Consider the following 25,795-nt stretch of genomic DNA (forward strand, 5'->3'; position numbering starts at 1 on the left):
ACGCGCCGGCCGCGGTCGGCGCCCACCCGACGCGCCGCCCCGGCCGTCGCCCACCCGACGCGCCGGCGCCGGGCGGCACCCGCCCGACGGGCCGCGCCCTGCGGGAGCGTCAGGCGGCCGAGACACGCTTGACCAGGCGTACCGTGGTGCCGTCGGCGCTGCCGTCGACGGTCGCCTCGTCCATCAGGCGGCCCATGATGAGCCGGCCGCGGCCGCGGTCGCTGTCGCCCGGGGTGGCCTCCCGCCAGCCGCCGGTGTCGCTCACCACCACCTCCAGCCGGTCGGCGCGCAGCCGCCCGTGGACCGTGACCGACGCGCCCGGGGCGAACCGGTAGCCGTGCTCGATCGCGTTGGCGCACGCCTCGCCGGCCGCGATCAGCACCGCGTCGACGTCCGCCGCGCCGATGCCGAGGCCGCCCAGCCACTCCCGCAGGGCCTGCCGCGTCGGCGCGAGCTGTCCGGGGTCGGCCGTCAGCGCCGCGGCGAAGGCCGAGGGCTCGCGGTGCCGGTAGACCAGCACCGCCACGTCGTCGTTGCGGGTGTCGGGCAGCAGGTCCCGGACCATCCGGTCGGCCAGCTTCCCCTCGGGCAGCTCGCGGCCCTGGGTGAGCGCGGCGACCGCCCGGGAGATGCCGGCGTCGATCAGCTCCCGCCGCCGCTCGATCAGGCCGTCGGTGTAGAGCAGCAGCGTCGAACCGGGCCGCAGCCGCGCGCCGGCCTCCGGCCGCCCGGGCACGGCGACGCTGGCCAGCGGCACCGAGCCGGCACGGGTCAGCAGGTCGGCGGAGCCGTCCGGGTGCACCAGGATGCCCGGCGGGTGACCCGCCGACGAGTAGCGCAGTACGCCCAGCGCGCGGTCGATGATCGCGCAGAAGACGGTGGTGCAGGCGCCGCCGGGCACCATGCGGGCGAAGTCGTCCAGCGCGGACAGCACCTCCGCGGGGCTCTTGGCCTGCAACAGCAGGGCACGGGAGGCGCTGCGGAGCTGGCCCATCACCGTGGCGGCGGGCAGACCGCGCCCCACCACGTCGCCCACCACCACGCCCACCAGGTCGCCGGGGAGCTGGACCACGTCGTACCAGTCTCCGCCGACCTCCAGCGGCGCCACCGCCGGCTGGTAGCGGGTCGCGAAACCGGCCGGCAGGTCGACCGGGCCGAGCATCGCCCGCTGCATGGCCAGGGCCACCGTCCGCTGCGTCTCGAACGCCCGCGCGCGGACCAGCGCCTGGGCCAGCGCGGCGCAGAGCTGGCGCACCAGCGGCCGGTCCACCGTGGGCACCGGCCGGGGCGGGTCCAGCTCCAGCCACACCCCGCCGGGCGCGCCGCCCGGCTCGATGCGGGCGCCGAGCGCGCTCACCCGGCCCGCGTCGTCGAGGACCAGCCGCGGTTCGCCCTCGGCGGCCAGCCCGTCGAGGGCCCGCTGGACGGGCTCGGTCAGCGTCAGCCCCTCGGTCACCACCAGCGGGGTGCCGGCGGCGTCGGCGCAGACGGCCAGGCCACGGGTGCCGGCCAGCAGCGTGCACAGCTCGGACAGGCCGGCCTCGAGCACCTCGGCCACGTCGGTGGCGCGGGCGAGCCGGCCGGAGAGCGCGGCCAGCGCGGACTGCCGCGCGGTGGCCTCCACCTCGGCGGTCACGTCGCGCAGCGTGGCGACGTAGAGGCGACGGCCGCTGCGCGGCTCCCGCAGCGAGTTGTAGACCGCCTCGGCCCAGACCCGGTGCCCGTCGGCGTGCCGCAGCGGCAGGGTGACCCGCCCCCGCTCGGTGTCCCGGGCGGCGCGCAGCACGCCGGTGAGGCGCCGACGGTCGGCCGGCTCGGCGTCGGCCTCCGGCCACCAGGGGTGCGGCGGTGCGACCGGCGTCGCCAGCCGGGCGACGCCGACCAGGCGGCAGAACGCGTCGTTCGCCTCGATCAGGGTGCCGTCGGCGTCGATGACGGCGAACGCGTCCTGCAACGACTCGATCAGCGCGGCCCGCCAGCTCGCCTCCTCGGTGCGCAGCCGGGCCAGCTCCAGGTGCGCGCCGACCCGGGCCAGCAGTTCGTCCGAGAAGAACGGCTTGGCCAGGTAGTCGTCGGCCCCGGCCCGCAGCCCCTCCACCGCGGCCTCCTCGCCGGCCCGGGCGGAGAGCATGAGGATCGGCAGCCCGGCGGTGCGCCGGTCGTCGCGCAGGGCGCGGACCAGCCCGAAGCCGTCCAGCCGGGGCATCATCACGTCCGTCAGCACCAGGTCCGGCACCCGCTCGGCGATCCGGTCGAGCGCCTCCCGGCCGTCGGCGGCGGCGACCACCCGGTGGTGTGGCGCGAGCAGGCTCGTCAGGAACGCGCGCACGTCCGCGTTGTCGTCCACCACCAGGACGGTGGCGGCGTCCCGAGGCCCGTCGCCGGCCGCGTCGGCGCCCGCGGGCGCGGCCTCGGGAAGCCAGCGCAGGGCCCCGGCGAGGTACGGCTCGCGGGCCGGCTCGTCGGCCGTCGAGGCCCCGCCGGCGGTTGCGTCGCCACCCGCGCCGGCGGCCCCGACGGCGGTGGCCCGGCCGTACGGCAGCCGGACGGTGAACGTCGAGCCCTCGCCCTCCACGGAGCGCACACCCACCTCGCCGCCGTGCAGCCGGACTAACTCCTGCACCAGGGCCAGCCCGATGCCGGTGCCCTCGTGCGACCGGCCGCCGGCGCCGCGCACCCGGTGGAACCGGCGGAACAGCAGCGGCTGCTGGTCGGCCGGGATGCCGACACCGGTGTCCTCGACGGTCAGCGTGACGTGCCGGTCGTCGCCGCGCAGCCGCAGCCGCACCGCCCCGGCGAGGGTGTACTTCAGCGCGTTGGAGAGCAGGTTGACCACGACCTTCTCCCACATGTCGCGGTCCACGTACGCGGTGCGCGGCAGCGCCGCCGCGTCCACCTCGTAGCCCAGCCCGGCCTGGCGCATGGCGTACGCGAACGACTCGGCGACGCCGACGGTGAGCGCCGGCAGGTCGGTCTCCACCCGCTCCGGGTCCAACCGGCCGCCCTCGATGCGGGCGAAGTCGAGCATGTCGTCGACCAGCTTGCGCAGCCGGCCCGTGTTGCGGTGCACCAGCTCCAGCCGTTCGCGCTGTGCCGGGGGAAGCGGCTCCCGCCGGTCGGCCAGGCTCTCCCGCACCGGACCGGCGATCAGGGTCAGCGGGGTGCGCAGTTCGTGGCTGACGTCGGTGAAGAACTCGGTCTTCGCCGCGTCCAGCTCGGCCAGCGCCGCGGCCCGCCGCCGCTGCGCCTCGTACGCCAGCACGTCGCTCAGCGCCGTCGAGACCCGGTTGGCCACCAGGTCGAGGAAGTGTCGGTACGGCTCGTCGAGCGCCAGGTAGGGGCTGACGCCGACCACGAGCACACCGACCGGCCGGTCACGCCCCGTCGCCAGCAGTGGCAACGCCAGCGCCTGCTGCACCGGCTCCGGGCCGCCCGTCCCGCCGGGGTGCGGCGCGTCACCCGCCCGACCCGCCAAGCCGGTGACCATGCGCGGCCGTCCGGCACGCAGCGCCTCCGCCACCTCGGGCAGCCCGTCCAGGGCGGCCGGCCGTCCGGCCGGGCCCGACGCCCCGAAGCCGGCCACCGGGCTCGCCTCGTCGCTGGTCAGGAGCAGGCCGCCCTCCGCCCCGTCCGGCGGCCGCTCGTCGCGCAGCAGGATCGCGCCGACCGGGATGTCGGTGGGGCTGCCGGTGAGCACCCGGACGACCGCCCGGGCCGCGTCCCGGGCGCTGTCGGCCTCGGCGACCGACAGCTCGCCCAGCTCGCGCAGCAGGGCCAGCCGCCGCTCGCCGACCACCCGGGCGGTCACGTCGGAGGTGGCGACGAAGACGCCGACGACCCGCCCGTCGCCGGCGTGGATCGGGCTGTAGGAGAAGGTCCAGTACGACTCCTCGAGGTAGCCGTGCCGGAGCATCAGCAACAGCTGGTCCCGTGAGTAGACGGGCTCGCCGGCGGACGCCCGCTCGGTCATCGGGCCGACCACGTCCCAGATCTCCGCCCAGCACTCCCGGGCGGCCTGCCCGATCGCCTCCGGGTACTTGTCGCCGAGCAGCGGCGTGTACGCGTGGTTGAAGATCTGCACCAGCTCCGTGCCCCACCACAGCAGCATCGGGATCTTCGACGGCAGCACGGTGCGCACGGCGGCGCACAGCTCCGCCGGCCAGCCCGCCACCGGCCCGAGCGGGGTGGCCGCCCAGTCGGTGGCCCGGTGCGCGGCGCTGGTGGGATCGTCGCCGGGGAACAGGTCGTGGACGGACGCCCCGTCGACCGGTCCGACGCGCTGCTCGAAGTCCACGTCCGGCCCCCTGCCCCCTGCTGATTCCCGGGTCGCAAGCAGCCGCACCGTGCCCCTCACCGTCCCGCCGGAGGCACATTTCCCCACCGGGGCACCGGTTGAACCGTCCACCGACGTGACCCGACCCGCACCCGGGGACGCGTTCACGCCGTTCGTTTCCCGGCGTACCGGATCGGGCGGACCCTGCCCCGCGCGGACCCGGTAACGCCGCCGCGTGGGCGGGGTCAGCCGCCGGAGCCTTCGACGGCGGCGCCGGTGACGCGGACCGCCTTCACGACGGCCGGAATCGACCCGATGAGCAGCACCAGCCCCCAGACGAGGGCGACCACGGCGAAGAGCAGCGCCCCGAGGTCGTCGACGACGCTGACCAGGATCACCGGCACCAGCCGGTGCAGGAACTCCAGCACGACGGTGCACAGCAGCGTGGTGAGGGCGAGCAGCACCAGTCCCTTGTTCTGGGCGAAGCGGGGCTGGGCCGCCACGAGCAGCCCGGCCCAGGCGAGCTTGAGCAGCAGCACCAGCCCGAGCAGGACCGAGGCGTCACCGACCGGGAAGAACCCCCACAGCGCCAGGTAGGCCAGCGTGCCGAACGGCGGGGCCAGGAACAGCGACACCATGACGGTGAGCTCGACGAAGGCGACCAGCAGCGCGACGAACGCCACGACGATCAGCACGATCGAGAAGACGAGCGTGGCGGCGCCCTGCACCCGGCCCTGGACCCGGTCGGGCAGCACCAGGCTCAGGCAGAACAGCCCGGTGGTCCAGACGGCGACCGCGTCGACCAGCGCCAGGTAGCCGGTGCCCCGGCCGGACGGCTCGCGGACCCCGGACACGTCGGTGACCTCCACGCCGAGCGCCCCGGCGCTGTCCCGCAGCGCCGCGCCGGCGTCCCCGCCGCCGGTGAGCAGCCCGGCGCTCAGCTCGACGCCGAACGCCAGGCCGACGGCGAGCATCGCCAGCAGCAGGAACGGCTTCCGCAGCTCATCCATGTCGCGCCTCTCGATGGTCAGGACGTGGCGACCGTGACCGTGCAGGTGCCGAGGCCGGGGCAGCGCAGCAGCACGTCGGTGGCGCGGTCGACGGCGATCCGGGCGACCGCCCCGGTGCCGTCCCCGGCCGGCGTGACCTCGTCGCGCACGGTGAACTCGGCGTCGCCGGGCGCCGGCGCCTCGACCGTGAACGACGCCGCGCTGCGCAGGACCAGCGTCCGCAGCTCGCCCGGGTCGGCGACGCGCAGCACGCAGCCGCCGGCGAAGACCAGCCGCCCGCCCTCGGCGCAGTCGGCGCCGACCGTCGCCGGGTCCACCGCGGCGCGCTCGCCGCCGAGCCGGCCGAGCCGCTCCACCAGGGCGGAGCGGGCGACGGGATCGCCCCGGTCGTCCCGGCCGGCGCCGACGGCGACCGCGAACAGCGCCACCAGCAGCACACCCAGCGCCGCGAGCAGCGCCTTCTGCCCGCCGCTCATCGGGCGTCGGCCGGCGCGACGACCTCGGTGAACCGGATCGCGTCGACGCCGGCGAAGTAGCGGTCCGTGCCCTGGGTCTTGCCGACCACGACGAGGGTGACCCGGTGCGGTCCCCTGGTCAGGGCGACGGTGCCGACGTCCAGCCAGTCCGTCCTCGTCACCGTTGGGGTGAAGCCGAGAAACGCGCCGCCGACCTGCGCGCCGTCGACGGTGAAGACCGTGTTGGCGTAGTCGAACGACGTGGTCCGGATCGCGGCGAGCCGCCAGGTGCCGTCGGCGGGGATGTCCACCGTCACGGTCACCTGGTCGCCGATGGCGAGACCCAGGAAGAACAGTTGCGCGTCCTCCGACCAGGTCACCCCGCAGCAGTTCGGCTGCACCACCGCCTTCGCCGCCGAGCCCTGCGGCGAGCGCACCTCGGCGCCGGGCACCAGCCGCTCCGCCTCGACCGTGACCACCCGTGGCTCGGCCGGCGCCGGCTCCCCGTCGCGGGCAACCAGCCACACCACCGCCGCGCCGACGACGAGGACGAGCGCCGCCGCCGCGGCGATCCACGGCCACGGCGTACGCCGGGGCGGGGCGACCGCCCGGACCTCGTAGGTGACCCGCCCGCTGGAGCGGGAACTCTCCTCCGGCGCGGTGTTCGCCGAGTACGCGAACCCGGTCATGTCGTAGCGCCGCGGCGCGGTGCCGGGCGGCACGGCCAGCCGGACCAGGAACGAGACGGAGCCCTGCCCGGGCACGACCCGCTGCGGTTCGGTGACGGTGAACCAGGACCGCTGCGAGCCCTCGCCGGGCGCCACGTCGAAGACGACGGTGTCCGGGGCCGGGCCGGGGTTGGAGACGGTGAAGGTCAGCTCGCCGGTGTTGCGGGCGTCCAGGGTGAACTGCTCGGCGGCGGCGACGACCGCCCACTCGGTGGTCATGGTGGCTCCTCTGCGACGACGATCTCGGCGGTGGTCGACGCGGGCTTCTCCGCCTCGACGACGCGGGTGATCACGGCGAGCTGCCCGGCGGCGGCCGGCGGCACGGTGACCACGACGTGGAACGGCCGGTCGGCCGGCTCCTCCAGCGCGAAGCCGGTCAGCCCGGTGGCGACCTCCAGGGCCCTGCGCATGCCGTACGGGGTGCCCCGCCAGCGGGCCAGCAGCGCGCCGTGGGCCACCAGGTCCCGCAGCCGGCCCGGCGGCAGCGGCGCCGGGGCGTCCGGCCGGGGCGCGGCGGCCACGTGGTCCATCGCCACCCAGCGGGCCAGGTACGCGACCATCCCGTCCGGCGCCCGGTACGGGTCGAACAGCGCGTCGACGTCGGCGAGCACCGCCTCGTCCGGGGCGTGCAGCGCCTCCATGACGTCCAGCAGCGCCCACAGCACGCTGCCCGGCACGCTGGCCCGCTGGTACGCCGCGGGCAGCAGCCGCTCAATCGCCGCGCGTCGCATCCTGGCGCACCACCTCGATGTCGTGCTCGCCGGAGCAGAGCAGCCAGGTGTCGGGGACGGTCACCACGTCGGCGGTGGCCTGGTTGGCGCTGGCCGCCCAGTCGACCCCGTCGGCGCTGCGGTGCACGCCGCGCTCGCCGCCGGCCAGGATCAGCCGGTCCGGCCCGCCGGTCGCGGCGACGGCGTCCACCGGCACGAACCGGGAGCGGTCCCGCAGCGGCAGCCCGCAGTTGACCATCACCGGCGCCCACTGCGGCACGGCGGCGAGGGTGTCCAGCCGCAGCACCCCGCCGCTCTGCGTCGCGGCGAGCGCGAGCGGGCCGGCGAACGCGAGGTCCCGGCAGGTGCCGCCGACCCAGCCGGCCTGCACCGCCTGCCACCGCACGTCGGATTCGAAGAGCCGGGCCCGCCAGCAGCCCTGCCCGGGCTTCTTCGGGTCCGGCTCGCCCGCGCCGCTCCACAGCAGGGTGGCCGGGCCGTCGTACTGGACGGCGAGCACCCGGTTGTCGACGTTGGCCAGCCCGACGTGGGCGAAGCTGCCCGGGCGGCCGGCCTGCGTGGACAGGTAGACCCCGAACCCGGCCTGCGCGGCGACCGCCACCCCCGGCGCGCCCCGCTCCGAGACGAACGCGCGGACGGCGTAGAAGCCCCGGTCGGCGTCGCCGGGGTCGACCAGGATCTGCAACGGCACCGCGCCGGGCAGCAGGGAGACCTCGTACAGGCCGGTGTCGGTGGCGACCAGCAGCGCGCCCGCGCCGTCCCGGTCGATCCAGGCGAGGTCGGTGATCCGCGAGTCCAGATCGGTCAGCAGCGACCAGGTCTCGCCCAGGTCGGTGCTCAGATGCACCCGGGACCCGCCACCGGCGCGAACGGTGGCCACCGCCACCGAGCCCGGCCGGGGGACGACGCCGGGACGCGTCGGGGCGGGGGCGGGCGTCACCCGCAGCACCGTCTCGCCGTCGTCGAACCGGCCGGCCGGCTCCCAGCCGGCGCCGGCGTTGGTGGAGCGGAACAACACCGGCCCGCGCCCGGCGTACCAGGTCCGGGGCTGGTACTGGTCCACGGCGAGGGTACGCACCTCCGCGTCGGGCGCCTCGTCGACGACGAAGCGGACCGACTCGACGTAGCGCACTCCCGGCTCGGCGTGCTCCAGCAGCCGGTACACGTTGGACGCGCGCAGCGGCTCACCGAACGCCCAGCCGGCCGGGTTGACCGGGTTCGGCAGCGGGTTGAGCGTGGAGTGCAGCCGGTCGTGGATGCGCCGGCGGACCGCCTCGACGTCCTCCTCCCGCCGCACCACCACCCGGGCCCGGACCGACACCGCCTTGTAGCGGGCCCACGTCGCCCGGCACGAGGTGCCCAGGGCGCGGCGGCGCTCCAGGTCCGCCTCGACCCGGGCGCGGGCCTGCTCCACCTCGTGCTCCCGCAGCACCGCCACCGGCAGCCGCCCGCCGGGGCGGGCCGCCTCCGGCACGTACGGCACCAGCACCACCTCCACCTCGCCGGGCCGGGCGAAGCTGTAGACGGCGGCGCGGGTGAAGGCCCGGGCCCGGGCGACCGCACCGGAGCCGGTGGCGAGCACCTCGAAGTCCCGGGCGGTGACCGCCCGCTGCTGCGTGAAGAACTCGTACGGGCCGCGCAGCAGCGCCGACTCCATGGACTCCATCTCCCGTCCACCGGCCGCCGGCGCGGGGTTGTCGACCCGGACGCCGGGCAGCGGGTCGCGCAGGCTCGTCAGCGTCCCGGCCGCCACGTTGCCCGCCGGCCCGCCGCCCGCCCGGTACCAGAGCCGGACCTGCCGGCCGGCCGGCGGCACGGCGGCCACGGTCACCGGGCCGTCGGCGGCGGGGGCGGCCGGGTCGCGCAGGTCCAGGGCGGGTGCGAAGGTGACCGTCCCCGAGCAGCGGTCGACCAGGTAGACCCGGTCCTGTGGGCCGAGCCCGGCGAAGCTGTCCACCGGCCGCCAGATCTCGAAGGTGCGGCCGTCGTGCTCCCGGGCCGCCGCGCCCAACTGGACCGTCCCGGCCGGCACCTCGACGCCGAGCAGCAGGTCGAGCGGCTCGGCCGTGCGCGCCAGCGGCGCCCGGGCGGCGCGCAGCACCTGACCGGGCTGCCCGGTGCCGACCCCGAGCAGCTCCGCCGCCACCGGCTCACAGTGGTGCATCCGGACGGTGACCTCGTGCTGCCCGGCCGCCAGCAGCGCCGGCTCGGTGGTGACGAAGACGACCGGCCGCGGGTCGGCCCCGCGCGCGGCGGCCACCCGGGTGCCGGCGGGAATCGGGACCGGCCCGCGGTCACCGCCGCCGGCCCGCGTGAACCGCACGTCCGCCCAGGCCACCGTGGGGGCGTGCCGGGCCACCCCGAGCAGGTTGAGGAACGCCACGTACGCCTTCTCGGGCAACTGGTTGAGCCGGTAGATCATCACCTCGGTGAGGTGCGCGAACGCCTCCAGCAGGGCGACGCCCGGGTCGTGCGCGGACAGGTCCGTCCAGTCCGGGCAGGACTGCCGGATCCGCTCCCGGGCCTCGGTGACCAGGTCCAGGAAGGCGCGGTCGTCCAGGTGCGGCACGGGCAGCGTCATGACGCCCCTCCCTCCGGTGGCACGCGACCGGGCGGCGGCGGGCCGTACGCGGCGTCACCGGCCCCCTGGTCCGGGTCGTCGCCGGCGGGCAGCAGGTCGACGGAGAACACCAACTGCCCCGGCGCGAGGCTGGCCCGGATCCGGTAGTCGAGCCGGATCACCAGCCGCCACGGGGCGGCCGGGTCGGGACCGGCGTCGACGTCGAGGACCTCCACCCGCGGCTCCCACCGGGCGACGGCCGCCCGCACGTAGTGGATGGCCAGCCCCGCCGTGGTGTCGTCGTTCGGCGCGAAGACCAGCCGGTGCAGCCGGGAGCCGTAGCCGGGACGCATCAGCCGCTCGCCCGGGGTGGTGGAGAGCAGCAGGAACAGCGCCTGGCGTACGGTCTCGTCGCCGTCGGTCATGGCGAGGCCGCCGGCGGCCGTCAGCGCGAGCCCGCCGCCGCGACCGGGGTCGAAGCCGGCGCCGACGAACCGGAAGGCCCTCACCGGTCCGCCCCCAGGAAGCCCTGCCGGGGGTCGCGCACCCGGTGGTGGACCAGGCCGGGCGGGTTGCCGTCGGTGAACCCGTCGAGGTGCGACAGGACCACCCGGTGGCCGCCGACGCGCACCCAGTCGCTGTAGCCGACCCGCACCCGCAGCGTCTTCGCGCACGGCTTGACCGTCGGCCCGTAGTTCGGGCAGGCGGTGATCTCCCGCCCCTCCGGGTCGTCGTCCACCAGCACCGGCACGCCGGCGACCGTCACCCAGTCCTGCGAGGCCCGGTTGCCGACCCGCCCGTCGTGGTCACACCTGATCACCGAGTCGCGGTGGATCCAACGCATCAGCCGCCTCCTTCGTGGTGGGCGCGGGCCAGCGTGCGGGCCCGCCGCGCGGCGGTGGCCGGATCCTCGGTCGCCTCCGCGTGCAGGAAGTCCACGCTGCGGGCCCGCACGACCATGGCCCGGCCGGGCGCGGAGAGCACCAGGTCCGTCGCCGCGTGCAGGGTGGCCAGCTCGGGGGTCAGCTCCAGCCAGCTGCCGCCCTCGGTGGCGAGCCGCAGGCTCTTCGCGGCGTCGTCGAGCACGATCGACTGGCCGCCCGCCGTCCGCAGCGACCAGCGCCGCGCCCGAGCGTCGTCGATCCCCGCGTCGTACGCCCCGGCGGCGCCGAACAGCGCGCCGAGCACGATCCCCGACGCCGGCTCGCCCCCGGGCAGCACCACCAGCACGGCGTCCTCGGGGTCCGGCAGCGCCACCAGTCCCTTGCCGGGGCCGGCCCCCGGGCAGAGCACGGCCAGCCACCCGGCGTCGAGCCCTCCGTACGCGGGCAGCTCGACCCGGGCCCGGCCCAGCCCCTCGGGGTCGGCCACGTCGGTGACCCGGCCGAGGGTGACCACGGCCGGGGCGGGCGGCTCGGCCGGCGGGGCGGGGGGAGGGGCGGTGGAGAACCGGCTCAGCTGGCCGCCGGCGTCGACGGTGTGCACCACCTCGGTGAGCACGTACGTCCCCGCCACGGCCGCGGGCACGCCGGTGAGCGCGATCCGCCGGCCGGGCCGCAGCGCCGGGTCGGCCTCGGCCACCCCCTCGGCGGTGACCAGGGCGGCGACCCGGGCGTCGAGCCGGGCCTGGGCGAGCGCGGCCAGTTCGTCGTCGCCGCGCCCGGGCTGGTCCACGGCGGTCCGTACGCCGTCCGCGCCGACGTCGGCGGGGTCCGGGTCGGCGGCGATCCGCCGGCCGCTGCGGGCGGTGGCCGCCTGCTGGCTGATCGGCTCGGCCCGCTGCGGGTGCCAACCCAGCGCCGCGCTCTCCCCGCCGGCCGCGTCCAGGTTGGTCGACAGCCGCAGCGAGTGCAGCCCCCGGCCCAACTCCAGGCCGATCGGCTCGCCGTGGCCCTCCAGGGTCAGCAGGCGCAGCCGGTCGCCGTCGGCGACCACGTGCAACCCGGCCCGGCCGGTCACCTCCCGCAGCAGCTCCAGGTCGCTGTGCCGGTGCTGGGACAGCCGCTCCAGCCGGGGGCCGTCGGCCTCGGGGTGCACGGTCAGCCCCACGTCCCCGCACAGCTCGCGGGCCAGGTCGGCGGCGGTCACCGCCTCGAACACCCGCAGCCGCTGCCGCCGGCGCAGCCGGTGCAGCGCGTCGTACGCCCGCACCCGCAGCAGCGCCGCGCCGTCGGCCGCGTACTCGACCTCGACGCAGGTGACCTCGCCGTCGAACAGCGCCTGGGGGTGGCCGTCCAGGCGGATCTCCAGCCCCGCACCGGTGGGCACCGGCGGGGTGAGCGCGGCGGCGCCGGGCGCGGTGGTCAGCGCGACCTCGCACTGCGTCGGCCGGTCCAGCCGGGCCGCCACCCGCACCGACACCAGCCGGCGGGCCGCCCCGTCCGGCAGCGGCGCGCCGTCGAGCAGCACGGCGAGCGCGCGCGGGGCGGTCACGGCGCACCCGCCCGACGGGCGGCCGACGTCGGCAGCGGCGGCACCGCCAGCGGCGTGCCGGGCGGCACGGTGAGCGGATCGGTGATCCGATTGTGCTCGGCGAGCAGCCGCCACCGGAGCGGCGAGCCGAGCGCGTCGTGGGCGAGCAGGTCGAAGCGCACGCCGGAGTGGTCGGGCCCGGTCGCGCCGTCGCCGGCGGCCACCACGGCGCTGCCCGGCGCGGCGGTCGGGGTGCTCGCCGCGGCCAGTTCCTCCGCGAAGCCCGCCCGCGCCCGGTCGGCGTCCTCCGCGACCCGGACCAGTTTCAGCCGCAGCCAGGACCGGTGCGGCGAGCCCGTCGCGGTGAACGCGTCGAAGCGCTCGGCCACCGCGACGACGACGCCCGGCACGTTCCAGGTCTTGCCCCAGACCAGCCGGACCAGCGGCGGCCGCAGCGAGCCGTGTTCGGTGGCCGAGTTCTCGGCGAGCAGCCACAGCGGCCGGGTGAGCGCCCGCACGTCGGTCGGGCGGACCTGCCCCTCGGCGAAGTCCACGTCGAAGAGCAGGTCCAGCACCAGCTCGGTGCGTCCCCCGCCGGTGAAGACCAGCGGGTCGTCGGCGAGCCCGGCGCCGGTGAGCTGTCCGCCGGCGGCGCTCCGGTGGCGCACCCCGGCCAGCCGCGTCACCTGTACGGTCTCCGGGTTGAGCAGGCAGTCCACCCGTTCGCCGGTGGCGTCGACGAGGAAGGCGACCCGTTCCATCAGCCACCCGCCTGTTCCCGGTCCAGCCGGCGGACGCGTTCGTCGTCGACGTCGGCCGCGGGCACCGTCCACAGTGGGTGCTCGTCCGGCAGCGCCGGCCACGGCCCGCCCTGCCTCGATGCGCCGGATCCCACCCCGCCGCCCGGCCCGGCCCCGTCGGCCGGCGCCGGGCCCGCCCCGCTGGCCGGTCCCGCGCCGTCGGGGCCGGGCAGCGCCGGCCAGGGCGCCGTCGCGGCCAACCGCCCCGACGGCGGTACGCCGAGCCGCCCGCCCCCGCCGTCCCACCGGCCTGCCTGGCCGTCCCACCGGTCTGTGTCGTCGTTCCACCGGCCTGTGTGGCCGTTCGACCGGCCTGCGAAAGCGTTCCACCGGATTCCGGGCCCGTCCGACTGTTCTTCGGGAGTGTCCCAGCGGTCTTCCGGGCCGTCCCACCGGACCGCGCGGCCGTCCCGGCGCTCTGCGGACCCCATCGGGCCCCGTGTCTCCGCTCCCGCTTCGGCTCCCGGCCCTGCCCCGTCGAATGCGGTCACCCCGGTCGTGCCTACCGAGGACGCCGCGGATCTCGGTACCGTACGGCCCCTCCAGGGGCCGTTTCCTGCCAAGATCTCGGGCGACAGCCCGCCCGCGCCGGTCGGCGGGGCGGGCCGGGAGTGGGCCGCCGCGGTACGGGTCGCCCACGCGTCCGGCGCGTCCGTCAAGGCGTGGGCGCGTCGGTCGCCGGCCGGCCGGGCGCCTGTGCTGCCGGCGGTCGGGTGGTGGGCAGCCAGTGTGGCGGGGCGCGTCGCGGCCCCGGACGGGGGCAGCGCCGGTCGGAGTACGGGCCAGCCGGCCGACGCCGAGGGACGGCCGACCGCCCCAGCCTCTCGTTGACCGGCCCGGCTCCCGGTCGTCGACGGGTGGCTCGGGAAGCCGCCGTCGGCCGCCACCGGGCCGCCACCCGACAGGCTCCGGCCGCCTGCGCGGGCGTCGCCACCCGGCGACCCGTGCCCGCCCGGCCCGTCGTTCCCGGCCGGTGATCCGTGCCCGCCCGGCCAGTCGTTCCCCGCCGGCGATGCGTGCCCGCCCGGCCCGTCGTTCCCGGTTGGTGATGTGTGCCCGCCCGGCCGGTCGTTCCCGGTTGGTGACGTGTGCCCGCCCGGCCGGTCGTTCCCGGTTGGTGATGTGTGCCCGCCCGGACGGTCGCCTCCGGTCGGCGATGCGTGCCCGCCCGGCCGGTCGTGTGCGGCCGGCCATCCCGATCCGACGGCTCCTACCGGTCGGACGTCCTCCTGCCGGCGGCCCGACCGTGCCGCCTGCGGGTCGGCAACGGCCGCACCCGTCGATTCCCACCCGCCCGCGTCGACGGGCGAGCGGCGGCCGGCCGTCGACGCCGGGCGGTCCAGAGACGAGTAGGTGACCGGCCGGACTCCGCCGTGGTCCGTGTCGACGTGCGGCGGGACAGCGGTGCCAACCGGGCCGAGGTCGAGGTCGCGCAGCAGACCGGGGGCGTGCGCGGAGACGATCCGCAGCCAGTGTTCCGGGGGTTGGCCGGGGCGGCGTGCCACCCCGGTCCCCGCGGCGGCGGCCGGGTCACGGTCCTCGGTCGGGTGCCGGTCGGCGGTCGGGTGCCGGTCCTCGGGCGGGGCGGCCAGCCCGGGCGCGGCGGAGGCGGCGTCCACCAGGCGGGCCAACTCGCCGACCGCCGTGGCCGTCGCGCGCAGCCGGGCCGCCAGCCAGCTACGCGGTGGTCGGCGCGGCGGCACCGCCGGTCTCCAGTTCCAGGCTCTCGTAGCGCAGGGTGAGCGCCGCGATCGCGAGTTCCTGGCCGAGCGTGTTCAGGTGCGCTCCGCGCCACCTCGTCGGCCAGGCGTTGATCAGGTTCCAGCGCAGCACCTCCGACGTGCCGGCCGCGTCCAGCAGCACGATCGAGACGTTGCGCCGGCTCGTCGTGCCCCGGGCCACCGCGTACACCCAGTCCCACAGCTCCCGCGAGGCGGTGAGCCCGAAGTGCAGGGTGACCGGCGCGTACTCCACCTGGCCGGGGACCATCCGGATCCGGTCGTTGCCCTGCTCCCGGTACGGCACCCCGGGGATGGTCATCTCCAGGCCGCTGACCTCGGTGAAGTGGCCGTTGGTCACGCCGTTGACGAGGAGCTTGAAGTTGTAGGCCCGGTACGGGTCGACCGGGACGCCCGGCTGCGGGGTGGCCGTGGTCGGCATGTCAGCCTCCGATCGTCTCGGTCTCGGTGCCGCCGGCCCACTGGCTCAGCCTGAACACCACGAACTCCGCCGGCTTGACCACCGCGATGCCGATGTGGGCGACGACCATGCCGGCGTCGCGGACGTCCGCGGGGTTGGTCTCCTCGTCGCACTTGACGAAGAACGCCTCCTCGGGCGTACGCCCCAGCAGCGCGCCGTCGCGCCAGACCCGGGTGAGGAACGCGCCGATGTCGCGGCGGATGGACCGCCAGAGGGTGAAGTCGTTCGGCTCGAAGACCATCCACCGGGTGCCGTTGGCGATCGCCTGCTCGATGGCGATGCAGAGCCGGCGCACGTTGAGGTAGCGCCACTCGCTGGCCTCGGCGGCCAGGGTGCGGGCGCCCCAGACCCGGATGCCCTCACCGGGGAAGTACCGGATCACGTTGACCCCCTTGGGGTTCAGCACGTCGTGCTCGGGCCGGGTGACCAGGTGGGCGAGGTCGACGGCGCCGCGTACGGGCTCGTTGGCCGGCGCCTTGTGCACCCCGCGCAGGGCGTCCGTGCGGGCCCAGATGCCGGCCATGTGTCCGCTCGGCGGGGTGAGCACCAGCTCGCCGGTGAGCGGGTCGCGTACCCGCAACCAGGGGTGGTAGAGGGCGCCGAAGTCGGACTGCCGCGGCCGGCAGGCCGTCGACGCCTCGTCCGCCGAACCGGACCGGGCTCCGGAGCCGCCCGAGCCGGACCCGCCCGACCCGCCGGACTCACCCGAGCCGCCCGAGCTGCCCGAGCCGGCGGAGCCCTCGGCGGGCTTGGGCGGCTTGCCGGTGGACGGGGTCGCCACCCTGGTCAGCGCCGAGATGTCCGGGACGTCCGGGGGCGGGTCGCAGATCGCCACCATCGTCCGCATCCGCTCGGCCATGCTGAGCAGCGCCTCGTGCGCGACCGCGTCGTGGAAGCCGGGCGCGGCCAGGATGGAGACCTCGTCGACGGCCTCCAGCAGTTGCAGGCCGCCGCGCCGCTGGCCGGTGCCGGTGATCTCGCCTCCCTCGCCGACGTTGACGACCCAGCAGCGGCTGCCGCCGTTGTCGAGGAAGCCGAAGACCGCCCGGGCCAGCGGGGTGCTCTCCAGGCGGTCCCCGTTGGCGTAGAGCCGCAGGAACTCCGTCCAGTTGTTGACCGCGACGGCCCTGCCGAGCTGGGCGGTGGGGTCCGGGGCGATCCCGACGAAGGCGGCCGTGCTGGTGCTGGCCGGTCCGATGGGGCGGGCGCCGCCGGGGACCTCCTCGACGTAGATGCCGGGCGAGAAGTAGGTGGGCATCGGTCCTCCCGGTGCGGTTCGCGGCCGGCGGCGTGGGACGTCCGCCGGAACGGGGGTCAGCGGGGCGGGGGTGCGCAGACGATGACGATGTCGGGCTCGGTCGGGTCGACCTCGGCGGTGAGGACGCGCCCCCGGCCGGTGAGCCGCAGCCGTACCGGCCCGGGCCGGTCGGGGTCGTGCGGCACCCCGACGACGCGGAACCGGCCGGCCGGGTCGGTCGTGGTGGCGTACGCCGTGCCGACGACCTCGATCCGCACGGCCGCGAGCGGCTGCCGCTCGGGGCCGACCACCCGGCCGTCGAAGGCCAGCAGCTCCAGCTGCCGCAGCCGCAGCGGCCGCAGCACCGGCGGCGCCGGCGGCGCCGGGTGGGCGACCTGGGCCGGTACGTCGATGAGCAGGGCCGGCCGGGGTCCGGTGCCGAACGCCGCCCAGAGCCGAGGGTCGCCGGCCTCCAGCACGACGGCGCGCTCCCCGCCGGCGGTCGCGGCGGCGAGCACCCGGTCCAGTCCGGGTAGCGCCGCCGGCCCGCCGGCGCAGAGCAGGTAGCGGACGGTGAAGCGGTACGGCTCGCGCCCGCCGCTGCCCCGGGTCTGCCGGGCCGGGCGCAGCTCCATCGGCCAGAGGGTGAGCCGGGCGGGGTCGTCGTCGGGGCGCGGTGGGCCGACCGGGACGGGTTCGCCCGCCGCCCCGGCCAGCCAGGCGGCCAGCTCGGCGGTGGCCGACTCGATCGGGCCGCGCCCCGGCGTGGTCATCGCGGCGGCGTGCCCTGGACGCGGTACGCGATGGCCTCGTTCCACACGTGCGGGTAGACGCCGATCTCGAAGTACCGGGTGAAGCGGTTGATGGGCGCGTTGGTGTGGTCGTGGTAGAGCAGCCAGACCGGGGCGATCGTGAACAGCACGTAGTTGGCGAGCACCAGCGGGATGTAGAGCGGGCCGAGGATGCGCGCCTGGAGGATGTGCACGTCCTCGTGCCGCTGGATGCCGGGCCCGGAGCCGGCGCAGACCGTGCCGATGGTGGTGGCGTACCGGGGGGACACGCCCTCGACCACGTTGACCCGGCAGCTGTGCTGCGAGGTGGCCCGGTCCAGCGAGTGCCCGAAGAGCACGTGCGCGGCGAGGTAGACCGCGCCGACGACGGTGTTGAGCAGGCTCCAGGTGTGGTCGACGACGAAGAGGAAGACGCCCTTCGCGTCCGGGCCGTAGACGCGGGCCGAGGCGACCGCCCAGCCGAAGATCCCGCCGACGAGCAGGCCGGCGACCGCCCCGATCAGCAGCCCGACCGTGCCGCCGGCCAGTTGACCGAGGACCGCGCCGGTGGCCACGTGCGCGACGGTGCTGAGGATTCCGTAGATCATGATGGCTCCCCTCATACCCAGGAGCGGAGGATGCGGGGCTCGCGTCCCTGCGCGACTCGGCTCGAGGTCGCCTGCCGATTGCGGGGCGGGAGCTGGTTGACGCCCAGCGCCGCGGAGAAGACGACCAGCCCGTTGAAGAACGCGATGATCCACTTCTCGGCGCCGGCGTCCGTGGCGAACGCCGCGGTGAGGTAGGACAGCGCGAGCGCGATGCCCAGCGCGATCCACTTGCGGGCCTTGTCGCCGTTCGGGCCGATCAGCCCGCCGATGACGTTGGTGGCGAGCAGCGTCGCGGCGCTCGCGCCGGTGAGGCTGCCCAGGGCGGCCCAGGTGAAGAGATCGTTCATGGCCGATCTCCCTTCGTTGTGCGGTGGTGCGGCCGGGGTGTGGTGGTGGTGCGGCCGGCGGCTCCGGGGAGTCTCCGACGGGCCCGGTCCGCCGCCGGGCGGCGGGCGGGAGCGGACGGGACCTCAGGCGGGCCCGGACGGGCCGGCCGCCGTGGGGTTGCCGGTCGTCGCATCCGGCGCGGTCGCCGGGCCGGTCGCCTGGCCCGGCACGACCGGGCCGCCGGCCACCGGCGCCGTTCGCCGACGCCGCAGCAGCAGTACGGCCACGGCGGCGACGAGCAGCAGGAGCGCCGCCGCGCCGGCCACCAGCAGCCAGGGGAACCCGCTGCCGTCGTCGCGGCTCGCGGCGGCGGAGGCGGACGGCCTCGGCGGGGCCTCCGCGAGCGCCCGCAGTTCGGTGGGCTTCTCCTGGTTGCTGCCGACCTGCCAACTGACCGACCGGCCGTTGACCGTGCCGTTGGTGTCGAGTACCCGGCCGGGGAAGGTCACCGATATCTCGAACGACATCAGTCGCATGAACGCCTGTTGATTCTGCGGATTCTGTTCGGCCACCTTCCCGCCGTATTTCTTCGGGTCGAGGGGCAGGGTGAACCGGTAGAGACCGTCCTCTCGGACGAGCCGCACGCTCTCGCTGTTGAAATCGCGCAGCGGAACGTTTCGATAGGTGATCTGGGAACCGAACAGCTTGCCGTCCTCGTATCGGGTCTCCTCACCCGCGGGGAGGGCCGGAATGTTCTGCCGCAGCTCGGCGAAGCCGGCCTCGACGGTGCGGTTTCCCGAGGTCAGCACGGTCTTCTGGGCGGTCAGCAGGAGTTGGCCGTTGACCGTGTCGTCGGCGCTGACGGTCAGCCCCAGATTCAGTTGCATGCAGCCGGTCAGCGCGGCCGGCAGAACGAGACACGCCGCGACGCGGAGTGCCCTGCCGCGGATGGGTCCCGAATTCATGTGGATAGTGTGTGTGATCCGGATCACTGCGAGCAGTCAGCGATCAGTCACAACGAAGTCGCCGATCTTACCGACGCACTGTCCCCTTCGGCCGAGGCCCGGAAACGCTGAAATGGATATCCTGAAGGTTTCGCCCCAGGGGTGATTCCGACCGCGGGGGCGGCCCGCCGGCTGTCCGTGCGAGCGCACCGGACGCGTCGGATCGGGGGCCCGGTCAGGGCGTCTCGGGCGCGACCCGTTCGGCGGGGGCGGGTGGGGGCTCGGGCGGCCGCCAGTCCGCGTACCGGGCCATCGAGCGGAGCGAGGCACGGGCCGGGGTGAGCCGCAGCAGGGTGTCGCGCAGCGCGACCGCCGCCGGGTGGCGCAGTTGCTGTCCGAACCGCCCGGTCCGGAAGGACGCCCGGGCGACGGCCTGGCTGCGGGGGCGCCGCTGCCGGTCGTACGCGGCCAGCGCCGCGGGCACCGTCCCGGCCCCGCCGGCGCACACCGCCCCCAGCGTCACCGCGTCCTCGATCGCCTGGCAGGCGCCCTGTCCCAGGTTCGGCGTCATCGCGTGCGCCGCGTCGCCGAGCAGCGCCACCCGCCCGCGCACGTACGACGGTAGTGGCGTGGCGAGGTGGTGGATGTCGTTGCGGAGCACCGCCTCCGGCGGGGTGGCCGCGAGCAGCGCGGGGATCGGGTCGTGCCAGGAGCCGAAGCGCTCCCGGACGGCGGCCAGCTCGTCGGGCGCGTGCCCGCCCGGCGGGGCGGTGACGGCGCCGAACCAGTAGAGCCGCCCGTCGCCGATCGGCACCGTCCCGAACTCGGCGCCCCGGCCCCAGCTGATCGCGGCCGGGACCGGCTCGGCGAAGCCGATCACCGCCCGCCAGGCGGTCGTGCCCGCGTACGCCGGGGGCGGGGTGCCGGGCCAGAGCCGGGCGCGCAGCGCGCTGCGCAGGCCGTCGGCGCCCACCACGAGGTCGGCGCGGAGGCGGGCCGGCTCGCCGTGCCGCCGGTAGCGCACCTCGCCGGCCTCCGGGTCCACGTCGGAGACCTCCGCCCCGGTGTGCACGGCCTCCGCCGGCAGCGCGTCGCGCAGGATCCCGTGCAGGGTCGCGCGGTGCACGCCCAGCGCGGTGGTGCCGAGCAGCCGGGTCATCTCGTCGGCGTCCAGGCGAGACAGCCAGCGCCCGCGCGCCGTGCGGATGCCACCCGCCGTCCCGGTGTCCGAGCGCGCCCGGACCGCCGCCCCGACGCCGAGCGCGTCGAGGCCGCGCACCGCGTTCGCCATCAGGGTCAGCCCGGCGCCGACCTCGCGCAGCTCGGCGGCGCGTTCCAGCACGGTGACCCGCCAACCCCGTCGGTGCAGCGCCAGCGCCGCGGCGAGGCCGCCGATCCCGCCCCCGACCACGACCGCGTGCGACTCGCCCATGACAGCCCGCCCTTCTACGCCTGTAGAAGGGCATACTACATCCGTAGAAACGACGCGGGGGAGGGCGTGTGGCCGGGCGGACGAACCGGGTGGCGCTGCTGGCCGACGCGGCCATCGAGCTGCTCGCCGAGGGCGGCATGCGGGCGCTGACCCACCGGGCGGTGGACACCCGCGCCGGCCTGCCGCTCGGCAGCACGTCGGCGTACCTGCGGACCCGGCAGGCGCTGATCGAGGCCGTGGTCCAGCGGCTCGCCGACCTCGACCGGGCCGACCTGGCCGGGCACGAGCTGCCCACCGGGGCGCCGCCGCCCGCTCCGGGCCCGGCGCTCAGCGGGGAGGACCTCGACCGGCTCGCGGCCGGGGTGGGCGACCTGCTGGACCGCTGGCTCACCGTCGGGCGCAGCCGCACCCTCGCCCGGTACGTTTGCCTGCTGGAGGCGGTGCACCGCCCCGAGCTGCGGCGGATCCTGGGGCACGGCACCCTGCTCCGGGTCCAGGCGCGCGACCTGCTCGCCCGCGCCGGCGCCCCGGAGCCCGACCGGCGGGGCGACCAGCTCGTCGCGTTCGTCGACGGGCTCCTCTTCGACCGCCTCGTCGGCGCCGGCGCCCTCACCGCCCCCGCGCCCGGCACCCCGGCCAGCCGCGCCGACCTGGCCGCCGCCGTCCGGGTCCTGCTGCGCGCCCTCACGGCCGCCTGACCCCGCCGCCCCGGCCGCACGGCCGACCACGCGTCTCGGGCAGGGTGGGGAGGCGGGCGGTCAGGAGGCGGCGAGGCGGTGGTCGCGCGGGGTGACCCCGCGGACCCGGCGGAACGCCGTACTGAGCGCGAAGGGGCTGCCGTAGCCGACCTTGCGGGCGACCGCGCCCAGGGTGGCGTCCGGCTCGCGGAGCAGGTCGGCGGCGAGCGCCAGCCGCCACCCGGTGAGGAACGTCATCGGCGGTTCACCGACCAGCTCGGTGAACCGGCGGGCCAGCGCCGCCCGGGAGACGCCCACCTCGGCCGCGAGGGAGGCGACCGTCCACTGCCGCGCCGGGTCGTTCTGCAGCAGCCGCAGCGCCGGGCCGACCACCGGATCGGCGGCGGCGACGTACCAGGCGGGGGCGGCGCCGGGGCGGGCGAACCAGGTGCGCAGCGCGGCGATCAGCACCAGGTCGAGCAGCCGGTCGAGGACCGCCTCCTGGCCGGGCGCGTCCCGGGTGACCTCCTCGGCGAGCAGGGGCACCAGCGGGCTGCGCCACTCCTCGCCGCCGACGACGAGCAGCGGCGGCAGAGCGGTGAGCAGTCGCCGGCTCAGCTCCCCCGGGAGCTGGTAGGTGCCGGTCAGCAGCACGGTCGCGCCGTCCGTGCCGGTGCCCCAGGTGCGTACGCCCAGCGCCATCGTCTCGGCCAGCGGCTCCCCGCGCAGGGTGGTGCACCGCTGCCCGGGGTGGATGACCACCTGCGGCGGGGTGGCCGGGTCGTCCGCCACGAGGTAGCCGTCGGGCCCGCGTAGCACCGCCACGTCCCCCGGCCCCAGCCGGTGCGGCGCGCCGTCGTCGGGGACCACCCAGGCCGCCCCGCGGACCAGGGCGACCACGGTCAGCGGGGCGCGGTCCTCGATGCGCAGCGCGAACGGCGGATCCAGCAGCGACCGGAGCAGGAAGGCGCCCCGGGCGCGGGGCCCGTCGAGCAGCCCGGTGAGCGGATCCATGCCGCGAGCGTAGACGATCGCGCATGGCTCCAGGCGCGTGCGCCATCCAGCGTCTCGATCACGACCGCTCCGACGTCAGTGGGAGGCCGTGGACCGGGGCGCCGACGGCGCGGCGCTCGCCGTCGAACAGCGAACGTCTCGACGACCCGAGGTCAGGCACGGGGTCCGAGGAACAGCCCACCGCTCGCGTCGATGACCTGCCCGGTGATCCAGCGCGCGGCGTCGGAGGCGAGGAACGCGACGACCTCGGCGACGTCGTCGGGGCCGCCGAGGCGATCGAGCGCCGTCATTCCGGCGATGAGTTCGGCCAGGCCCGGAGCTTCGAAGGCCGATCCGTTGGTCGCCGTCCGGGTGGCGCCGGGAGCAACCGCGTTCACCGTGATCTGCCGGGCCCCGAGCTGGTTGGCCAGGGTCCTGCTCATCGTCTCGACCGCGCCCTTCGTCATGGCGAAGGACGTCTGGGTGGGATTGGCCATCCGGGTCGCCACGGACGAGATCGTGACGATGCGGCCACCGTCGCGGAGCAGTGGCAGTGCTCGCTGGATGATGAAGTACGGCGCTCGCACGTTCACCGCGAAGAGGTGGTCGAACTCCGTCCGTGTCGTGGCTCCGAGCGGGCCGGCGGGCGCAGCCGCCGCGTTGTTGACGAGAATGTCGAGTGGCCGCCCGGCCAGGCCGTCCTCGACTCCCGCGAAGAGGGTCTCGACGTCGTCGTCCACGCCCAACTCGGCCCTGACGGCGAGCGCGGTCCCACCGGCGCGTTCGATCTCGTCGACCGTCGCCGTCGCGCCGTCCCTGTCCGTGCCGAAGTGCACGAAGACCGCCGCCCCCGCTGCCGCCAGCCGGGCCGCGATCGCCCGCCCGATGCCGCGCGACGCTCCGGTCACGAGAGCTGTCCTGCCGGTCAGGTCGCCCATGCCAACCACCTCCACGATGTGAGTCACTACCGAACTGGTAGTGACTACCAATGAGGTAGTGTCTATCACATGTCCGATCAGCACTCGACCCTGCGTGCGCACCGGCGAGCCGAGACACAGCGGGCGATCCAGGCGCACGCGGTGCGACTCTTCGCCGAGCGTGGATACGACGACACGACCGTGGCCGACATCGCCGCAGCCGCGGGCGTATCCCCGATGACCGTCTACCGGCACTTCCCCACCAAAGAGGACCTCGTGCTCATCGACCAGCACGGCCGGCTTGTCGCCGAGCGGGTCGCCGCGTCACCCGCCGCGCAACCCCTGGTCCGTCGCATCGGCGGCGCGCTCGTCGACTCGGCCGCGGCGTTGACCGGTGGCCGCCGGGGAACCGACCTGACCGCGAACGAGCAGTTCCTGCTCGCCCGCCTCCGGCTCATGATCTCGACGCCGGCCCTGCGGGCCCGGCACCTGGACAACCACTACGCCCTCCAGCAGGCCATCGTCGACGCCCTCGCGCCCGGCGGCACCGATCCGGACACGGCGTTCCGCGTCCGAGCGGCGGCCAGCGCCTGCCTGGCCGCCATGCACACGGCACTGGTGCGCTGGGCCGAGGACGACGGACGGACCGAGCTACCCGACCTGATCGCCAGGGCGCTCGCTGCCGCCTTCGGCGACGACACCGTCGGCGCCGGCCCGAACGCGTGAGAAGGCCCCGCCGGGGTGCCGTGACGTCCCCTCCGCGCACTGTCCCAGGCGTGGGCCGGCGGGGTCACTCGGCGACCGTCAGCCAGTCCGCGGCGCGGTGCCGGATGTCGGCGGGCACCTCGTGCGGGCCCGGGAACTCGTCGTAGGTGACGTCGTAGCCGAGCGAACGCAGCCGGGGGACCAGGCGGCGGCTGCACACGTCGACCGGCAGGACCGGGTCCGCCGCACCGTGCGAGACGTAGACCCGGGGCCGGCCGTGCGTCATCAGCGGCGCGGCGAAACCGGGGGAGAAGGCCACCACCGCGTCGACCAGGTCGCCGTTGGTCAGGCCCAGGGAGAGCGCGTACGAGGCGCCGTCGGAGAACCCGCCGAACGCCACCTGCCCGACCGGGTAGCCGGCGAAGACCGTGGCGAGCAGCCCGTCGATCCGCCGGACGTCCACCCCGAAGCCCTCCACGATCAGGTCCCAGCTGCTCGACGCCGCCTGCGGCGCCACCAGCAGCAGCCGGTGCGCGTCGGCGACGGGCAGCAGCAGGTCCAGGCCCTGCCGGGCCGAGCCGCCGGCGCCGTGCAGGAGCAGCACCAGCCGGTACGGTCGGTCGGCGGCCGGCTCCGGGGCGTACACCATCGCCAGCGGCCCGCCCTCGGCGTCGGTCAGGGTGACCATCCCGGTGGCCGCCCGGGTGGCCGGCGGCGCCGGACGCGCGGTGAGCCGGCCGTGTCGCGGGTTCTCCTCCGGCTGCCGGTGCGGCGCGGCGGGTTCGGCCACGGGATCACCGCTCCTCGTCCTCGGCGGGCATGCGCCGGCGGTTACCCCGCTGCCCGGCGGTTAACCCCGCCGGCGGGGACGCGGCGGCGCGGCCTCCCCGGGCCGCTCAGCCGCTGACCCGGCGGACCAGCCGGGACGGGAACACCGTCGCCGGCGGCACCGGCCGCCCGGCCAGCACGGCGGTCGCCGCCGCCGTGGCGATCTGCGCCACGGGGTGGGTCGCCGTGGTCAGCGCGGGAGTGGTCATGGCGGCGAGCGGGATGTCGTCGAAGCCGGTCACCGCGACGTCCCCGGGCACCTGGACGCCGCCGCCGCGCAGCCCGTCGATCACCCCGAGCGCGGTCGCGTCGCTGCTGCCGACGATCGCGTCGGTGTCCGGCCAGCGCGCCAGCACCTCCGCGGCCGCCGCCCGGCCGCGGACCGCGCTGAAGTCTCCCCGCACCAGCCGCACCGGCAGACCCGCGGCGCGTACCACCCGCCGGTACGCGCCGACCGAACGGCCGGCGCAGGAGAGCCAGCGGGGACCGGTCACCATCGCGATACGGCGGCGACCGGTGGCGTACAGGTGCCGGACCACGGCCTCCGTGCCGCCGCCGTTGTCCACGTCGAAGGCGGGCACGAGGGCCGAGCCGATGCCGATCGAGGCCACCCGGCCGCGCAGCGCCGCCGGAACCGCGTCGAGCACCGCCTCGGTGGTGTTGACCAGGACGATCCCGCCCACGCTGCGGTCCTCGGCCAGCCGGCGGAGCCCGTCCGGCGCCCGGGTGGGCAGCCAGTGCAGCGCGACCCCGAGCCCGTACGGCGCGCACACCCGCGCGGCCGCGCCGAGCACCCGGTCGACGTACGGGTCGTCGAGGACCGTCGGGGCGGTGCCGGACACCACGACCACCAGCCGGACCCCGGTGCCCCGGACCAGCGCGCGGGCGGCCAGGTTCGGTGCGTACCCGAGCCGGTCGGCGGCGGCGGTCACCCGGTCGCGGGCGGCGGGCGAGGCGTAGCCCGTCCCCGCGATCACCCGCGAGGCGGTGGCCCGGGAGACCCCCGCCGCCAGGGCGACGTCGTTCAGGGTCGGTGGTCGGTGTGCCGTCGTCATTCCTGTCCTCCCCGTGGCCGGCCGTTCTGTGCGCGGCCGGCCGTCGCATCATCCTCCTGCCGGGCCGCCGACCGTAAGGGGCGGAACCGGGTTGTCCTGATAGCGCTCTCAGGTGTGCGATCGAGCGGCAGGCC

At 76.4% G+C, this 25,795-nt stretch carries 24 protein-coding genes; 2 read left to right on the forward strand and 22 right to left on the reverse strand.

Features of this window, described 5'->3' with window-relative positions; translation table 11 throughout:
* Positions 1 to 109: 109 nt before the first annotated feature.
* The 18 genes from ACGF7U_RS20560 to ACGF7U_RS20645 form a co-directional block, all read right to left on the reverse strand.
* Positions 110 to 4,294 (reverse strand): SpoIIE family protein phosphatase, encoded by a 4,185-nt coding sequence (locus ACGF7U_RS20560; protein ID WP_393108846.1) that lies wholly within the window; start codon positions 4,292 to 4,294, stop codon positions 110 to 112.
* A gap of 224 nt (positions 4,295 to 4,518) precedes the next feature.
* Positions 4,519 to 5,283, reverse strand: a complete 765-nt coding sequence (locus tag ACGF7U_RS20565) for a hypothetical protein (RefSeq protein WP_393108848.1) — start codon at positions 5,281 to 5,283, stop codon at positions 4,519 to 4,521.
* A gap of 17 nt (positions 5,284 to 5,300) precedes the next feature.
* Positions 5,301 to 5,759, reverse strand: coding sequence for a hypothetical protein (locus ACGF7U_RS20570; RefSeq protein WP_393108850.1), 459 nt, complete (start codon positions 5,757 to 5,759; stop codon positions 5,301 to 5,303).
* Entirely contained in the window at positions 5,756 to 6,685 is a 930-nt protein-coding gene (locus ACGF7U_RS20575) for a hypothetical protein (RefSeq protein WP_393108852.1), read from the reverse strand. Before ACGF7U_RS20575 ends, ACGF7U_RS20570 begins: the two co-directional genes overlap by 4 nt.
* Positions 6,682 to 7,197, reverse strand: a complete 516-nt coding sequence (locus ACGF7U_RS20580) for a phage tail protein (RefSeq protein WP_393108854.1) — start codon at positions 7,195 to 7,197, stop codon at positions 6,682 to 6,684. The genes ACGF7U_RS20575 and ACGF7U_RS20580 overlap by 4 nt, the downstream gene beginning before the upstream one ends.
* A complete protein-coding gene (locus tag ACGF7U_RS20585; protein WP_393108856.1) occupies positions 7,178 to 9,778 on the reverse strand; it encodes a putative baseplate assembly protein in 2,601 nt (866 codons plus the stop codon). Before ACGF7U_RS20585 ends, ACGF7U_RS20580 begins: the two co-directional genes overlap by 20 nt.
* On the reverse strand, positions 9,775 to 10,266 hold the full coding sequence (locus tag ACGF7U_RS20590; RefSeq protein ID WP_393108858.1) for a GPW/gp25 family protein: 492 nt from the start codon (positions 10,264 to 10,266) through the stop codon (positions 9,775 to 9,777). Before ACGF7U_RS20590 ends, ACGF7U_RS20585 begins: the two co-directional genes overlap by 4 nt.
* A complete protein-coding gene (locus ACGF7U_RS20595; protein WP_393108860.1) occupies positions 10,263 to 10,601 on the reverse strand; it encodes a hypothetical protein in 339 nt (112 codons plus the stop codon). The genes ACGF7U_RS20590 and ACGF7U_RS20595 overlap by 4 nt, the downstream gene beginning before the upstream one ends.
* Positions 10,601 to 12,190, reverse strand: coding sequence for a contractile injection system protein, VgrG/Pvc8 family (locus tag ACGF7U_RS20600; protein WP_393108862.1), 1,590 nt, complete (start codon positions 12,188 to 12,190; stop codon positions 10,601 to 10,603). Before ACGF7U_RS20600 ends, ACGF7U_RS20595 begins: the two co-directional genes overlap by 1 nt.
* Positions 12,187 to 12,930, reverse strand: a complete 744-nt coding sequence (locus ACGF7U_RS20605; RefSeq protein ID WP_393108864.1) for a hypothetical protein — start codon at positions 12,928 to 12,930, stop codon at positions 12,187 to 12,189. The genes ACGF7U_RS20600 and ACGF7U_RS20605 overlap by 4 nt, the downstream gene beginning before the upstream one ends.
* A complete protein-coding gene (locus ACGF7U_RS20610) occupies positions 12,930 to 13,169 on the reverse strand; it encodes a hypothetical protein (protein WP_393108866.1) in 240 nt (79 codons plus the stop codon). Before ACGF7U_RS20610 ends, ACGF7U_RS20605 begins: the two co-directional genes overlap by 1 nt.
* A 1,477-nt stretch (positions 13,170 to 14,646) precedes the next feature.
* Entirely contained in the window at positions 14,647 to 15,129 is a 483-nt protein-coding gene (locus ACGF7U_RS20615) for a phage tail protein (protein ID WP_393108868.1), read from the reverse strand.
* A 1-nt stretch (position 15,130) separates the two neighbouring features.
* Complete coding sequence (locus tag ACGF7U_RS20620) at positions 15,131 to 16,426, reverse strand: phage tail sheath family protein (protein WP_393108870.1); 1,296 nt, start codon at positions 16,424 to 16,426, stop codon at positions 15,131 to 15,133.
* Between the two features lie 56 nt (positions 16,427 to 16,482).
* Positions 16,483 to 17,178 carry a carboxypeptidase-like regulatory domain-containing protein gene (locus ACGF7U_RS20625; RefSeq protein ID WP_393108872.1) on the reverse strand — a complete coding sequence of 232 codons (696 nt, stop codon included), beginning with the start codon at positions 17,176 to 17,178 and terminating at the stop codon, positions 16,483 to 16,485.
* Positions 17,175 to 17,783 (reverse strand): glycine zipper family protein, encoded by a 609-nt coding sequence (locus ACGF7U_RS20630; RefSeq protein ID WP_393108874.1) that lies wholly within the window; start codon positions 17,781 to 17,783, stop codon positions 17,175 to 17,177. Before ACGF7U_RS20630 ends, ACGF7U_RS20625 begins: the two co-directional genes overlap by 4 nt.
* Positions 17,784 to 17,794: 11 nt before the next feature.
* Positions 17,795 to 18,130 carry a hypothetical protein gene (locus tag ACGF7U_RS20635; RefSeq protein ID WP_393108876.1) on the reverse strand — a complete coding sequence of 112 codons (336 nt, stop codon included), beginning with the start codon at positions 18,128 to 18,130 and terminating at the stop codon, positions 17,795 to 17,797.
* Positions 18,131 to 18,253: 123 nt separating this feature from the next.
* Complete coding sequence (locus ACGF7U_RS20640) at positions 18,254 to 19,075, reverse strand: LppM family (lipo)protein (RefSeq protein WP_393108878.1); 822 nt, start codon at positions 19,073 to 19,075, stop codon at positions 18,254 to 18,256.
* 214 nt (positions 19,076 to 19,289) lie between these two features.
* Positions 19,290 to 20,486, reverse strand: coding sequence for an FAD-dependent oxidoreductase (locus tag ACGF7U_RS20645; protein WP_393108880.1), 1,197 nt, complete (start codon positions 20,484 to 20,486; stop codon positions 19,290 to 19,292).
* Positions 20,487 to 20,554: 68 nt separating this feature from the next.
* On the opposite strand from ACGF7U_RS20645, the gene ACGF7U_RS20650 reads away from it, so the two are divergent.
* Positions 20,555 to 21,184 (forward strand): TetR/AcrR family transcriptional regulator, encoded by a 630-nt coding sequence (locus tag ACGF7U_RS20650; RefSeq protein WP_393108882.1) that lies wholly within the window; start codon positions 20,555 to 20,557, stop codon positions 21,182 to 21,184.
* Between the two features lie 60 nt (positions 21,185 to 21,244).
* Here the strand turns inward: ACGF7U_RS20650 and ACGF7U_RS20655 are convergent, their stop codons facing one another.
* Both ACGF7U_RS20655 and ACGF7U_RS20660 read right to left on the reverse strand, forming a co-directional pair.
* Positions 21,245 to 22,177 (reverse strand): AraC family transcriptional regulator, encoded by a 933-nt coding sequence (locus ACGF7U_RS20655; protein WP_393108884.1) that lies wholly within the window; start codon positions 22,175 to 22,177, stop codon positions 21,245 to 21,247.
* 152 nt (positions 22,178 to 22,329) lie between these two features.
* Complete coding sequence (locus ACGF7U_RS20660; protein WP_393108886.1) at positions 22,330 to 23,178, reverse strand: SDR family oxidoreductase; 849 nt, start codon at positions 23,176 to 23,178, stop codon at positions 22,330 to 22,332.
* Between ACGF7U_RS20660 and ACGF7U_RS20665 the strand changes: the two genes are divergently transcribed.
* The gene (locus ACGF7U_RS20665) at positions 23,164 to 23,799 is read left to right on the forward strand and encodes a TetR/AcrR family transcriptional regulator (RefSeq protein WP_393108888.1); all 636 of its coding nucleotides are present in this window, start codon (positions 23,164 to 23,166) and stop codon (positions 23,797 to 23,799) included. The genes ACGF7U_RS20660 and ACGF7U_RS20665 overlap by 15 nt on opposite strands.
* Positions 23,800 to 23,863: 64 nt before the next feature.
* On the opposite strand, the gene ACGF7U_RS20670 is transcribed toward ACGF7U_RS20665, so the two are convergent.
* Both ACGF7U_RS20670 and ACGF7U_RS20675 read right to left on the reverse strand, forming a co-directional pair.
* Complete coding sequence (locus ACGF7U_RS20670; RefSeq protein WP_393108890.1) at positions 23,864 to 24,568, reverse strand: alpha/beta hydrolase; 705 nt, start codon at positions 24,566 to 24,568, stop codon at positions 23,864 to 23,866.
* Between the two features lie 106 nt (positions 24,569 to 24,674).
* On the reverse strand, positions 24,675 to 25,661 hold the full coding sequence (locus ACGF7U_RS20675) for a LacI family DNA-binding transcriptional regulator (RefSeq protein WP_393108891.1): 987 nt from the start codon (positions 25,659 to 25,661) through the stop codon (positions 24,675 to 24,677).
* Between the last annotated feature and the right edge of the window lie 134 nt (positions 25,662 to 25,795).

This window comes from Micromonospora sp. NPDC047670 (genome assembly GCF_043204915.1).
Classification (GTDB): domain Bacteria; phylum Actinomycetota; class Actinomycetes; order Mycobacteriales; family Micromonosporaceae; genus Micromonospora.